At 62.9% G+C, this 12,553-nt stretch carries 12 protein-coding genes and 2 tRNA genes; 7 read left to right on the top strand and 7 right to left on the bottom strand.

Features of this window, described 5'->3' with window-relative positions:
• Positions 1-235: 235 nt before the first annotated feature.
• The 5 genes from IPQ13_05200 to IPQ13_05220 all read right to left on the bottom strand — a co-directional run bounded on the left by IPQ13_05200 (position 236) and on the right by IPQ13_05220 (position 4,376).
• Complete coding sequence (locus IPQ13_05200) at positions 236-1,492, bottom strand: amidohydrolase family protein (GenBank protein ID MBL0210296.1); 1,257 nt, start codon at positions 1,490-1,492, stop codon at positions 236-238.
• Between the two features lie 71 nt (positions 1,493-1,563).
• Complete coding sequence (der, locus tag IPQ13_05205; GenBank protein MBL0210297.1) at positions 1,564-3,144, bottom strand: ribosome biogenesis GTPase Der; 1,581 nt, start codon at positions 3,142-3,144, stop codon at positions 1,564-1,566.
• Positions 3,145-3,242: 98 nt separating this feature from the next.
• Positions 3,243-3,695: a DUF1569 domain-containing protein gene (locus tag IPQ13_05210; protein ID MBL0210298.1), complete on the bottom strand. Its 453-nt coding sequence runs from the start codon at positions 3,693-3,695 to the stop codon at positions 3,243-3,245.
• A 506-nt stretch (positions 3,696-4,201) separates the two neighbouring features.
• A tRNA-Asp gene (locus IPQ13_05215) sits at positions 4,202-4,278 on the bottom strand.
• Positions 4,279-4,300: 22 nt separating this feature from the next.
• Positions 4,301-4,376: transfer RNA gene (locus IPQ13_05220), tRNA-Val, on the bottom strand.
• A gap of 198 nt (positions 4,377-4,574) precedes the next feature.
• On the opposite strand from IPQ13_05220, the gene IPQ13_05225 reads away from it, so the two are divergent.
• The 7 genes from IPQ13_05225 to atpC all read left to right on the top strand — a co-directional run bounded on the left by IPQ13_05225 (position 4,575) and on the right by atpC (position 10,904).
• A complete protein-coding gene (locus IPQ13_05225; protein ID MBL0210299.1) occupies positions 4,575-5,075 on the top strand; it encodes an ATP synthase F0 subunit B in 501 nt (166 codons plus the stop codon).
• A 9-nt stretch (positions 5,076-5,084) separates the two neighbouring features.
• Positions 5,085-5,852, top strand: a complete 768-nt coding sequence (locus IPQ13_05230) for an ATP synthase F0 subunit B (protein ID MBL0210300.1) — start codon at positions 5,085-5,087, stop codon at positions 5,850-5,852.
• Positions 5,849-6,391 (top strand): ATP synthase F1 subunit delta, encoded by a 543-nt coding sequence (gene atpH / locus IPQ13_05235; GenBank protein MBL0210301.1) that lies wholly within the window; start codon positions 5,849-5,851, stop codon positions 6,389-6,391. Before IPQ13_05230 ends, atpH begins: the two co-directional genes overlap by 4 nt.
• Positions 6,392-6,438: 47 nt before the next feature.
• Positions 6,439-8,016 carry a F0F1 ATP synthase subunit alpha gene (locus tag IPQ13_05240; GenBank protein MBL0210302.1) on the top strand — a complete coding sequence of 526 codons (1,578 nt, stop codon included), beginning with the start codon at positions 6,439-6,441 and terminating at the stop codon, positions 8,014-8,016.
• A 4-nt stretch (positions 8,017-8,020) separates the two neighbouring features.
• Complete coding sequence (gene atpG / locus IPQ13_05245) at positions 8,021-8,908, top strand: ATP synthase F1 subunit gamma (GenBank protein MBL0210303.1); 888 nt, start codon at positions 8,021-8,023, stop codon at positions 8,906-8,908.
• Between the two features lie 124 nt (positions 8,909-9,032).
• Positions 9,033-10,472 carry a F0F1 ATP synthase subunit beta gene (gene atpD, locus IPQ13_05250; protein ID MBL0210304.1) on the top strand — a complete coding sequence of 480 codons (1,440 nt, stop codon included), beginning with the start codon at positions 9,033-9,035 and terminating at the stop codon, positions 10,470-10,472.
• Between the two features lie 9 nt (positions 10,473-10,481).
• Entirely contained in the window at positions 10,482-10,904 is a 423-nt protein-coding gene (gene atpC / locus IPQ13_05255) for an ATP synthase F1 subunit epsilon (GenBank protein ID MBL0210305.1), read from the top strand.
• A gap of 62 nt (positions 10,905-10,966) precedes the next feature.
• Here atpC and IPQ13_05260 read toward each other — a convergent pair whose 3' ends face one another.
• Both IPQ13_05260 and IPQ13_05265 read right to left on the bottom strand, forming a co-directional pair.
• Complete coding sequence (locus IPQ13_05260) at positions 10,967-11,728, bottom strand: 3',5'-cyclic-nucleotide phosphodiesterase (protein ID MBL0210306.1); 762 nt, start codon at positions 11,726-11,728, stop codon at positions 10,967-10,969.
• A 68-nt stretch (positions 11,729-11,796) separates the two neighbouring features.
• Entirely contained in the window at positions 11,797-12,384 is a 588-nt protein-coding gene (locus tag IPQ13_05265; protein ID MBL0210307.1) for a hypothetical protein, read from the bottom strand.
• Positions 12,385-12,553 lie beyond the last annotated feature (169 nt).

The following is a 12,553-nucleotide window of genomic DNA, read 5'->3' on the forward strand; positions in this document are numbered from 1 at the left end:
GCGGGGTCGGGCCTGCGATCACTCCGGCCACCCTTATGTATGAACGGGTGCCCGTGGACCAAGCTGTGAGAAGGAGCGGAGATTCGAAGACAACCTTCCCGCCATCACTTTTCCGGGCCTAGTTAAGTGTTGTTAATTTTATGAGAATTGTTTTTTATCCAGGTTCAATCGATATGTGGACACTCTTGAATAAAGAAGTTGATTAGAAAAAAACGTGAATTATTCTTGGATTCCCTCATGGCCGTTTCGAAATCCGACCGTCTTTCATCACGAAGCGCACCTGCTCGAGGGTCTTGACATCGTCCAGCGGGTTTCCATCCACGGCGATGATGTCCGCCCACCTGCCGGGCTGCAGCGTTCCGGCGCGGTCCTCCACGCGAAGCAGTTGCGCGGCAGTCACAGTCGCGCTTTGGATGGCCTGGAGCGGGGTCATGCCATAGCTCACGAGGTAACGGAAATCGAGGGCCGCCTGCTCATGGGGGAACACGCCGATGTCGGTGCCATACGCGACAGGGACGCCAGCGTCCAGCGCCGCCTTGAAGCCTGAACGGCGCAGGGGCAACAGGGCGCGCGCTTTGGCGAGACTGCCTTCGGGGATGTGGAGCGGGTTGCCCGGCAACAGGATGGACTCAAGCGCATAGAGCGTGGGCACCAGGAAAGTGCCGCGCTTTTTCATCTCGGCGGCTGTGGCGGGGCTGAGCAGGGAACCATGCTCGATGCTGCGGACGCCTGCCAGGGTGGCTTCCAGGATGCCCTTGTCGCCGTGGGCATGGGCGCAGACATCCATGCCGCGGCGTCCGGCTTCCTGGACGATGGCGCGGAACTCCTCCGGCGAGAAACTCGGCGCTCCGGGATCGTCATGGTTCGAGAGCACGCCGCCGGTGGCCATGATCTTGATCTGGTCCACGCCGCGCTTCCGCCATTCGCGGACGGTCTGCACGGCCTGCGCGGGAGAGTCGACGAGGTTGATCTGCTCGAAGTGCACGTCCCCAGGGAACCCATTGGTGTCGCCGTGTCCACCGGTGATGGAGAGGGCGCCGCCGGATGCGTAGAGGCGCGGACCTTCGATCTCACCGTTGTTGATGGCATCCCGCAGCGCCACATCGCCGAAATTCGTGCCGCTGCCGCAGTCCCGCACGGTGGTGAAGCCGGCTTGCAGCACTTTCCTGGCGTTCACCACGCCATCGATCAACTGGCGGGCTCTCGAGTGCTTGAGCTGCGCGAGTTCCGGCAGGCCGGCCCGGATGGTGAGGTGCACATGGCAATCGAGCAGGCCGGGCAGCAGCGTGCGGTCGCCCAGGTCGACGACTTCAGCGCCCGCAGGCGCTTCGCCGCCTTGGATGCGTCCATCCTTCACCCAGATCTGCGCTGGGGAGACCATTTTCCCGGTGCGCACATCCAGCAGCCTCGAGGCTTTGATCAGCACCGGATGGTCCTGGGCGCAGAGGCCGCCAGCCAGCAGGCACATCAGACCAGTCAACGCAACGCGCATGGGGATCCCGGAAAACTGGCCCAACCATACCTGCGAAATGGAATGCGGCAAGAAATATAAATTTCTCTTCCTTATCCTCTTTTCAGGGATTTCTGGCGCACCCGCTTCCGGGGCAGGTCCTTGCCTTTTTTCGGAGCCTGCTTGGCGGCGGGCCTTGGTTTTTCAGCGATTTTACGCCTCGCCTTCGGCTTGGCCTTTTCTTCCTTCTGGCCCCGGAAGGCTTCGTTCCGGAAGCCTGGTTTCAGGCCCTCGCCGGGATCCAGGATGCGGCGCACCTTGGCTTCTTCAAGCGGAGCTTCGTCGCCCTTCTGCTTTTTCTGGATGCTCAGGCGGATGGGTGTGCCGATGAAGCCGAACACTTCCCGAAGACGGTTTTCCAGGTAGCGCACATAGCTGAAGTGCAGGCCACGGTCGGTGTTGGTCTTGATGACGAAGCTCGGCGGCCGCATGCCGACCTGGACCATGAAATAGAGCTTGGGCAGCTTGCCCTCGACCATGTGGGGGCTCATGGCATCCACGCAGTCCTTCAGGAAGGCGTTGAGCTTGCTCGTGGGGATGCGGAGCGCGTGGGTGGCTGCCACTTCGCGGATGTGGGCGAAGAGCTTGGATACGCGCTGGCCGCTGAGCGCTGAAATGAAGATCATCGGCGCATGGGCCAGGAATCCCAAGTCTTGGCGGATCTTGTCCTCCATGGCCAGGGAGGTGTAGCCGTCCTTTTCGACCAGATCCCATTTGTTCACCACCAGGATCACCGCGGCGCCCGCCTCGTGGGCGTAGCCCGCGATGACCGCATCCTGGTGGGTCACGCCTTCGACCGCATCGATGAGCAGCAGGGAGACGTCGGCCCGGGCCATGGCCTGCTTGGCCTTCAGGATGGAGAGTTTCTCGGCGCCTTCGTGGGTTTTGCCCTTGCGGCGGATGCCCGCCGTATCGATCAGGCGGTAGACCTGGTCCTCTACGGTGAACACCGTGTCCACGGTGTCCCGCGTGGTTCCCGCCACGTCGCTCACGAGGCTGCGCTCGTAGCCGAGCAGCCGGTTGGCGAGCGAGCTTTTCCCAACGTTGGGCCGGCCGATGATGGCAAAGCGCAGCTCTTCGTCCAGCTCGTGGTGCTCGGCTTCTTCGGGTGTGCGATGGAAGGGCAGGCGGGTGCGGATGGCCTCCAGCAACTCGGACACGCCGCTGCCATGGCTGGCGGAAATGCCGAGGATTTCATCGAACCCCAGCGCGTAGAAGGCGCCGTCAGGGGCGCCGCCCTTCATGCCGTCCACCTTGTTCACCACCAGGATCACGGGCTTGCCCTGGCGCAGCAGGCGCTGGGCGATTTCCTCGTCGCCGGCGGTGCAGCCATCGTGGCCATCCACCAGGAGCACCACCACGTGGGCCTCGGCCAGCGCCGCGTTGGCCATGCGCGTGATGCCGGCGGTGATGACGTCATCGCCCTCGAAATCCAGGCCGCCGGTGTCCACCAGCTCGAAGATTTCTTCCGGATCGCCCTCCTCTGAAAGGCAGGCCACCCGGCCATAGCTGCGGTCCCGGGTCATGCCCGGAAGGTCGTGCACAAGCGCCGCCCGGCTGCGGGTGAGCCGGTTGAAGAGCGTGGACTTGCCCACATTGGGGCGTCCGCAAAGGGCGACGAGGGGGAGTTTCATAGGATATCCAAGCCTTTCAGTCTATCGCCTGAAGGTGGAAATACCTTGTGATGATTTTGAATCGGCTCCAAATGTCCTTTGGCCGTGGCCTGGTGCCATCACACGCCAAACTGCCGCAAATGATGGTCCAGGTGCTTGTACATCAGCACGGCCCACTCCTCGGGCGTCAATGGGCCAAAGAAGCTGTGCGGGTGCGTGGTGCAACCTCCCGGTCCGACCGCCGCGAACCGATCGATCAATGCGCCCAAACGCATCCGTTCCGTTTCCAGGTCCGGTTCATCCCGTACCACAAGCTCCTTGGCCGTCGGCGAATTCCGTCGCATCGGTTCATCGTCCCCGATGGCCATCGGCTTCACCATCCGTCCGATGATCCGCCCCAGCAAGGTCCTGGGCGGAAGGATGATCCCGGCCGCCATCTCCATCCCCCGGCAGCAGTGCGACAAGGCCTGCGCAGGATTCATCGTGCCCCACAGCCGCGCGCTATCCGGCTTCAGCCGCGCCATCCGCTCTTTCAGTTCTGCGACTCTGGCCGCTTCAAAGAGATTTTTCATGCGGAAAATTCCTCAGGTCGACACCTCCCGCCAAGTGTATCTGGGCGCCAACGCCCTGAGATTGCCCGAAAGACCGAGGCCAGCCTGCGAGCGATGCTCATATTCGAGCCCCGTCAGCCGTCATCCTTTTTTCACTCCGACCCACCAGGGCTGACGGGGCTCCCCTCCGCGCTTGGATTTACTGAGTCCACGACCTTCGGTCGCGGGTTTGGCGCAGGCGCTTCGGGCCGATGGCATTGCTCGCACGCGGCTTAAGCCGTCCTTCGTCCGGCATAAGGAGCTGTAACGCATCGGCCAAAAAAGCACTGGCCAATGCATAACAGCCCCTAACGCTGCAGTCGCTCGCGCGCCCTCCGCTACCGCACCATTCGCGGAGCGAATAGGACCGGCTGCGCAGCAGACGGCCCCGAAGGGGCGAGGCCGCAGGCCGAGTCAGCTTGCGAGCAATGCTCATATTCGAGCCCCGTCAGCCCCGCCAAAAAAAAGCGCCCGAAGGCGCTTTTTTTTGGCGGGGCTGACGGGGCTCGAACCCGCGACTTCCAGCGTGACAGGCTGGCACTCTAACCGACTGAGCTACAACCCCTTGTGTGGTGCTTCACCATTGCTGGTGGGCGATGACGGACTCGAACCGCCGACATGCTGCGTGTAAAGCAGCTGCTCTACCGACTGAGCTAATCGCCCGTATCGCCGAACCCAAATGTTTGCATCGGAGGCCTGGGGCGTCAAGCTCAAAACCTTCAATTGAGCGCTGGGGAGACTGCTGTTAGATTCATAGGTCTGTATGCGCGGGGGCATGGGTCTATTCATTCCCGCGTGAATTCCAGGCGGCATTCCCGAGGAAGGCCACCTAGGAGTTCGACAGTCTCTCAGGGGGAAGCTGTGATCGTATGGCAGGCAGCGAGTTTCGGGTTGCTGGGGGGCGAGCCCAAGGGCTTTATCGAGGCCCTTCCGGCTCCCATGCAGATCAACTGGAGGGAACTGGTCGTTGTCTGGGTGCTCGTCACGATTCTCTATTTCTTTTTGAAAGCGACCTTCTTCAAGCCCCTGGTCGCCGTCATGGACCAGCGGGAGAAGGACATGAGCGCGGGCACCGAGGCCAAGACGCTGGCGCTGGCGATGATCGAGGAACGCCAGGCGGACTACCAGTCGAAACTGCGCGATCTGCGGAACCAGGCCTTCAGCCACCGCAAGGCCTTGGCTGATGCGGCTTCAAAGGAAAAGCAGGCGCTCCTGGACCAGACCCGCACCCAAGCCCAGTCGCAGCGTGAAACGTCCCTTGCCCAATTGAAATCCCAGGCGGCGGCGGCATCGGCCGAATTGATGTCCCAGGTGGATGTCCTCGCGGAATCCATGGCCCAGCACCTTTTGAAACAAGCCTGAGGGACACCCATGAAGCGATCCCGTCTCCCTCTCTGGATGATCACCGGCGCGCTGATCTCGATTCTGGCGCTCGCCCCGAACGCTCTGCTGGCCCAGGCGCACACGGCTCCTCCTGCGGCGGGTCAATCCCATGAATCCAAGGAAACCGAGCAGCACGGCCCGGCTCCTGGCCACGGCGCCGATGAGCAGGGCGCCGCGGCGCATGAGGTTGACCCGGCCCATGAAGGATCTGCAGTCCACAAAGGCGAACACCACGGCCCGGCCGTCAAGCTGTTCGGCATGGAACTCGGGGCCGGAGCGCAATACGCCATCAAGGTCATCAATTTCCTGATTTTCGCGGCCGGATTGGTCTTCCTCACCAAGGGCGCCCTGAGCTCGGCGTTCAAGGCGCGGGCCAAGGAGCTGGAAGACCGCCTCAACCAGGCCGAAAAGGACAAAGCCGAGGGCGAGGCGCAGGTCAGCGAGCTGGAAGCCAAGATGGCGGGGCTCCAGGCAGAGCTCAGCGGCATCCTCCAGAAGGCCGAAGCGGATTCCGAAGCCGAGAAGCAGCGCATCCTGGAAGGCGCCCGGGCCGAAGCCGCGGCCATTCTCGCGCAGACCCGCACCGATATCGACAACCAGCGGAAGGCCGCCGAGGCCGAGCTGCGGGCCCTGGTGGCTGGGCTGGCCACCGAAGGCGCCGCCAAGAAATTGAAAGCCCAGCTTCAGGGCGCCAATGCATCGTCCACCTTGGATCGCGCCATCGAGCAGATCAGCCATGCCGGGGGCCTCCAGTGAGCAACCGCCTCGTCGCCAACCGCTACGCCAAGGCCCTGGTGGAAATCGGGGACCTGCACGGCGATCTGGTCGTCCTCCAACACGAATTGAGCGAAGTGGTCGCGCTGGTGCGCGGCAACACGGACCTCCAGAGGCTCATCGCCAACCCCTTGGTGCTGCCCACCCAAAAGGCCTATGTGTTCGACGCCGTGATGCGCCAGGCTGGCATCTCCATGACCCTGGGGAATTTCTTCAAGGTGGTCACGGAGGGCGGACGCCTGGGCCTGATCTTCGAAATCGAGCAGGCCTTCAACGCGCTGGTGGACAAGAAAGCCGGCGTGATGGAGGCCACGGTCGTATCCGCGACGCCTTTGAGCGATCAGCAGGCCAAGCAGCTCACCTCAGCCCTCGGCCGCCGCACGGGCAAGAGCATCCGCCTCATCCAAAAACAGGACCCGGAGCTCATCGGGGGCCTGAAGGTGCAGGTGGGCTCGACGGTGCTCGACGCTTCGCTCCAGGGCCAGCTGCACCAATTGAAGACCCAACTGCTTTCAGCTTGATTCTCTTTCATTCCCAGTCGCTCTAATCCAGTCGTTCGGAGGCATTCATGGACATTCGCGCGGAAGAGATTTCCCGCATCATTCGCGGCCAGATCCAGGGCTTTGACGCCCATGTGGACGTGGCCGAGGTCGGCACGGTCATCAGCGTCGGCGACGGCATCGCCCGCGCCTACGGGCTTGAGAAGGCCATGGCCGGCGAACTGCTGGAGCTGAGCTCCGGCAAGGAGTCGGTGATGGGCCTGGCCTTCAACCTGGAAGAGGACAACGTCGGCATCATCATCCTGGGCGAATCCGCGATCATCAAGGAAGGCGACACGGTCAAGCGCACCGGCAAGATCATGTCTGTGCCGGTCGGTCCGGCCTTCGTAGGCCGCGTGGTGAATGCGCTGGGCCAGCCCATCGACGGGAAAGGCCCCATCCAGGCCTCCACCACCAACCCCATCGAGCGCATCGCCCCAGGCATTGTGGACCGCAAGAGCGTGCATGAACCCATGCAGACGGGCCTCAAGGCCATCGACTCCCTGATCCCCATCGGGCGCGGCCAGCGCGAGCTCATCATCGGCGACCGCCAGACCGGCAAGACCGCGGTGGCCATCGATACGATCATCAACCAGCGCGACACCGGCGTCATCTGCATCTACGTCGCCATCGGCCAGAAGCGCTCCACCGTGGCCCAGGTCGTGAAGACCCTGGAGCAGTACGACGCCATGAAGCACACCATCGTGGTCTCGGCGACCGCGTCGGAACCCGCGCCGCTGCTCTTCCTCGCTCCCATGACCGGCGCGGCCCTGGGCGAATACTTCATGCACCACGGCCAGGACGGCAAGCCTGCGGACAAGGACAACCCGGGCGGGCACGTGCTCTGCATCTACGACGACCTTTCCAAGCAGGCCGCGGCCTACCGCGAAATCTCCCTGCTGGTGCGCCGCCCTCCGGGACGCGAGGCCTACCCGGGCGACGTGTTCTACCTCCACTCCCGCCTGCTGGAACGCGCCTGCAAGCTCAGCGACGAGCGCGGCGCGGGCTCGCTGACGGCCCTGCCGGTCATCGAGACCCAGGCCGGCGACGTGTCTGCCTACATCCCCACCAACGTCATCTCCATCACCGACGGCCAGATCTTCCTGGAAGGCGACCTGTTCAACGCCGGCGTCCGGCCGGCCGTGAACGTGGGCATCTCCGTGAGCCGCGTGGGCGGCGCCGCCCAGGTCAAGGCCATGAAGTCCGTGGCCGGCACCATCAAGCTGGACCTCGCCCAGTACCGCGAGCTGGCGGCCTTCGCGCAGTTCGGCTCGGACCTCGACAAGGCCACCCAGGCCCAGTTGAACCGAGGCGTCCGCCTGGTGGAAATCCTCAAGCAGGGCCAGTACCAGCCCATGCCTGTGGAGAAGCAGGTGGCTTCCATCTGGATGGCCACCATGGGGTATGTGGACGACGTGCCGGTCGCCAAGGTCCGCGCTTTTGAGAAGGAATTCGTGGAATTCCTGGAAGTCAGCGCGCCTGAGGTATTGCGGGGCATCAAGGAAACCAGCGTCCTTTCCGATGATGCGAAGGCTTCCCTCAAGGCCAACATCGCCGCGTTCAAGGAAGGCTTCATGGCCGACCTGAACGCGCCAGCCGGAGCCTAATTCCATGGCCGGTCTCCAGGACATTCGCCGCCGCATCCGGTCGGTGAAAAATACACAACAGGTCACGAAAGCGATGAAGATGATTTCCGCGGTGAAGCTGCGGAAATCCCAGGAGCGCCTCGTGTCCCTGCGGCCCTACGCGGACAAGATGCGGGCCGTGACCATGAGCGTGGTGGGCCGCATCAAGGGCCATCACCTTGCCGATGAACTGGTGCTGGGACCCTCGGCGCAGGCCTTCCTGAATCCCCGGGATGAAAAACGCATCCGGGTGGTGCTCATCGCATCCGACAAGGGCCTTTGCGGCGGCTTCAACGCCAATGTGCTGAAAAAGGCCCATGCCTTTTTCGAAGGCCGGAGCAAAGCCGACGTGGTCCTCGATGTGGTCGGCAAGCGCGCCGCCGATTGGGCGCGCAAGAACGGCTTCAAGGCCAACGCCGAGTACCTGGGCATCCCGCTCACAGGCGTGGAGCGGGTCTCGCGGGAGGTCTGCGACAGCGCCGCCGGGCAATACCACAGCGGCGAAATCGACGCGCTCTACGTGATCTACAACCATTTCTATTCCGCTGTCGCCCAGGAGCCCATGGTCACCAAGGTGTTCCCGCTGGACCTCGGCACGCCCGCCAACGACGGGAAAAGCAGTGTCGCCCACCTGCTCGAACCGGACCCCAACACCACGCTGGAGGCGCTACTGCCCCGCTTCGTGGAAACCGAAATGCTGCGCTCCCTGCTGGAGTCCAGCGCTTCGGAACATGGTGCCCGCATGGCCGCCATGGACAAGGCCAGCAACAACGCCGGCGACATGATCGCCCGGCTGACCCTCACCATGAACAAGATCCGCCAGGCCTCAATCACCAACCAGATCATCGAGATCGTATCCGGCGCCAACGCCTGAAGCCTTGAAACCGCGAAATTCGCGAAATTGCGCGAAAGTCGCTGATTGAAGTCCCACTTTCACCCCATCCCCTTTTTCGCGTCATTTCGTGCCTTTCGCGGTTCCCATTTTTTCGAGGTCACCCATGTCCAACCAGCTCACCGGCCGAGTTATCGCCATCGTCGGCCCCGCCGTGGACGTCGAATTCGACGCCGGCCTGCCAGAGATCATGAACGCGCTGCTGACGGAGCTCGTCGACGGCCAGGGCGTGAAGTCCACCCTCACGCTGGAAGTGCAGCAGCACCTGGGCGAGAACCGCGTGCGCTGCGTTTCCATGCAGCCCACGGAGGGCATGATCCGCGGCCAGATCGTGACCGATTCGGGCGCCCCCATCAACGTTCCTGTCGGGCCCGAGACCCTGGGCCGCATCATGAACGTGGTGGGCTACCCCGTGGACGAACGGGGCCCCATCGGCCACAAGATGACCCTTCCCATCCACCGCGATGCGCCCAAGTACGACGAACTGAACACGTCGTCTGAGATGTTCGAGACGGGCATCAAGGTCATCGACCTGCTGGAACCTTACGCCAAGGGCGGCAAGACGGGCCTCTTCGGCGGCGCCGGCGTGGGCAAGACGGTGCTCATCATGGAGCTCATCAACAACATCGCCAAGGGGCACGGCGGCTACTCGGTGTTCGCCGGGGTGGGCGAGCGCACCCGCGAGGGCAACGACCTCTGGCACGAGATGATGGACAGCGGCGTCATCGACAAGAACGACCTATCCAAGAGCAAGGTCGCGCTCATCTACGGCCAGATGACCGAGCCTCCCGGAGCCCGCGCCCGCGTGGCGCTTTCGGGCCTCACGGTGGCGGAATATTTCCGCGACCAGGAGGGCAAGGACGTGCTGCTCTTCATCGACAACATCTTCCGTTTCACGCAAGCGGGCGCAGAAGTCTCCGCATTGCTGGGCCGCATGCCTTCGGCCGTGGGCTACCAGCCCACCCTGGCCACGGAGATGGGCCAATTGCAGGAGCGCATCACGTCCACCAAGCAGGGCTCCATCACGTCCGTGCAGGCGGTCTACGTGCCCGCCGATGACTACACCGATCCCGCACCGGCCACCACCTTCGCCCACCTGGACGCCACCACGAACCTGAGCCGCGAGATCGCCTCCCTGGGCATCTACCCGGCCGTGGATCCGCTGGCCTCCAGCTCCCGCCTGCTGGATCCCCGCATCCTGGGCGACCACCACTACAACACCGCCATGCGCGTGAAATCCATCCTGCAGAAGTACAAGGAACTCCAGGACATCATCGCCATCCTTGGCATGGATGAACTGAGCGACGACGACAAGCTCGTGGTGGCCCGCGCCCGCAAGATCCAGCGCTTCCTCAGCCAGCCCTTCTTCGTGGCCGAGCAGTTCACGGGCATGGCCGGCAAGTACGTGAAGCTCGAGGACAGCATCAAGGGCTTCAGCGAGATCTGCGACGGCAAGTGGGACCACCTGCCGGAACAGGCTTTCTACCTGGTGGGGACCATCGAAGAGGCCGCCGAAAAGGCAGAAAAACTGGCAGCATCGGTTTAAGGGATTCTTATGTCCGAACCCATCCTTCTGGAAGTGGTCACGCCGAACAAGCGCGTCTTCGGCGCGCAGGTGTCGGGGGTCTCCTTTCCCACCGCCGACAAGGGCTACTACGGCATTCTTCCGGGGCATACGCCTGTCATGACGCCCCTCGGCCAGGGCCTCATCTACTACCTGCAGGAGGGGCATGAGCACTGGCTCACCGTTTTCGGCGGATTCGCCGAAGTGGGCTCGGACCACGTGACGATCCTGGCCCGGGACTCGGAAACCATGGATGAGATCGACCTGGACCGCGCCGAGGGCGCCCGCCAGCGGGCGCTGAAGGTCCTGAAGGAAGCCCAGACCGAGTCGGACCTGAATGCCGCCCAGGCCGCCCTGGACCGCAGCATCATCCGCATCCAGGCCGGCGGACACCCCGGCGGGCATGGGTTCTGATTCAGCTTTGAGCTATCAGCGATGAGCTTTGAGCTGATGGCTCATGGCTGAAGGCCCATAGCCTAAAAGTTGAACACCGCGTTCTGCTCCAGCATCCGGATCCGCTTGTCGGGAATGGCGAGGATCTGGGGCAGCATCACGGGTTTATCTCCGGGCGTCAGGTGGTAGATGCCTACGGGCACGTCCGTCTTCAGCTTTTTCAGCTCTTCGCCCAGCATCCTGGGTGTCATGTGTTTGCTGGCTTCCGCCAGCCAATCCTGTTCGTTGGGGAAGCTGGCTTCGGTGATGAAAAGTTTCAAGTTACGGGTCTTGTTGGCGATTTCATAGATGCGGTCCGTGGGCGCGGTATCGGAGGTGAAGATGAAGGCGCTGTGGCCATCTTCCACCTTGTAGCCCACGCAGGGCACCAGATGGTTCACCCGGATGGGCGTGATGGACAGGCCCTCGACCTTGTAGACCTTCTCGGGTTCCACTTCCGTGTAGCGGATGGTCGGGTTGTCCGCGGTCGGTATCACGCTGAAGTCGGGCCACAGCTCGTCATTGAAGAGGTGGCGTCGCAGCGCATCCAGGGTCTCGGGCAGAGCATGGATTTCCACGGGCCCCGTGGTGTGGCCGAAGACGTTCTTCGTGAAGAAGGGGAGGGTGCAGATGTGGTCCAGGTGGGAATGGCTGATGAAGATGTGGCGGATGTGGATCTGCTCCGCCACCGACAGCGCCTGGGTGATGGAACCGGCGTCGATGGCCACGGTGCCGTTGATGAGGAGCCCCGTCAGACGCTCCCCCTCGGCTTCGCCGCCGGAACAACCCATGATGCGCAGCTGCATGGACCCTCAAGAATCCCGAATGATACCCACAAGGCGGACTGGAAAAAAAGAGTGATGAGCCAGTTGGCTTAGAACCTGATGCCCGCGTAGAGCCCCACTTGGCTTTGGGGCGCCAGAGCCTTTCGGATGGAATCCGGGCTGCTGGTCCGGTCTTCCTTGCTCAAGGGAATGGCCACCTCCAGGCGGACGAAGGGGCTGACCACCGGCAGGGGAATGGAAAACCCGATGCCCGCGCGGGCCCATGGGCGGTTTAACGTTGATTCATCTTTTCCCAGGGCGCCCAGGTCCCAGGACAGGGTCTCCCGGCGCATTTCCACGCCCGCATTCAGGTTCAGGAGCAGTTTCCAGTCCAGTTGGGCGCCGATGGCCGCGTAGCTGACGCCGTATCTTCCGAGCTTGGCGCCATTGAAAGTGAGATCCTGCTCGGCCTTGGGCTGGTAGGTGCCGGTGAAGGACAATTCCACCACCTTGAAGTCCACCACGCTGAAACTGCCCCGGAGGCCGACGGCGGCGGTATCCACGGCCTTGTACTCCTGGGTGCCGATGGCTTGAGCCTTGCCGAACTGCTTGGTGTAGAGCAGTCCCAGCTCTCCGGCGGAAGCCGGAAGCAGGCACCCAGTGAAGGCAACGATCAAGGCCCGATTGCGAAGGTTCATGATGTTCTCCAGGAAGCTGTCAAAACATACTGGGAGGTCTGCGGAAGCCTAGTCAAGGCGCTGCTAAGCCGTTGGGGGGGGCTGAGCGCGTTTTGAGCAGGAGGGCGCCCTGCGCCCGATAGCTGGAGCGGCCGTAACGAACTATTCAGAAAAGCGCTGAATATTTCGC

Source organism: Holophagaceae bacterium (assembly GCA_016720465.1).
Taxonomy (GTDB): Bacteria; Acidobacteriota; Holophagae; order Holophagales; family Holophagaceae; genus JANXPB01.

What these genes read in the sequence shown, in the direction of transcription:
- IPQ13_05200 (MBL0210296.1), bottom strand. Translation starts at nt 1,492, where the DNA reads ATGCGCGTTGCGTTGACTGGTCTGATGTGCCTGCTGGCTGGCGGCCTC.
- der (MBL0210297.1), bottom strand. Translation starts at nt 3,144, where the DNA reads ATGAAACTCCCCCTCGTCGCCCTTTGCGGACGCCCCAATGTGGGCAAG.
- IPQ13_05210 (MBL0210298.1), bottom strand. Translation starts at nt 3,695, where the DNA reads ATGAAAAATCTCTTTGAAGCGGCCAGAGTCGCAGAACTGAAAGAGCGG.
- IPQ13_05230 (MBL0210300.1), top strand. Translation starts at nt 5,085, where the DNA reads ATGAAGCGATCCCGTCTCCCTCTCTGGATGATCACCGGCGCGCTGATC.
- IPQ13_05240 (MBL0210302.1), top strand. Translation starts at nt 6,439, where the DNA reads ATGGACATTCGCGCGGAAGAGATTTCCCGCATCATTCGCGGCCAGATC.
- atpG (MBL0210303.1), top strand. Translation starts at nt 8,021, where the DNA reads ATGGCCGGTCTCCAGGACATTCGCCGCCGCATCCGGTCGGTGAAAAAT.
- atpD (MBL0210304.1), top strand. Translation starts at nt 9,033, where the DNA reads ATGTCCAACCAGCTCACCGGCCGAGTTATCGCCATCGTCGGCCCCGCC.
- atpC (MBL0210305.1), top strand. Translation starts at nt 10,482, where the DNA reads ATGTCCGAACCCATCCTTCTGGAAGTGGTCACGCCGAACAAGCGCGTC.
- IPQ13_05260 (MBL0210306.1), bottom strand. Translation starts at nt 11,728, where the DNA reads ATGCAGCTGCGCATCATGGGTTGTTCCGGCGGCGAAGCCGAGGGGGAG.
- IPQ13_05265 (MBL0210307.1), bottom strand. Translation starts at nt 12,384, where the DNA reads ATGAACCTTCGCAATCGGGCCTTGATCGTTGCCTTCACTGGGTGCCTG.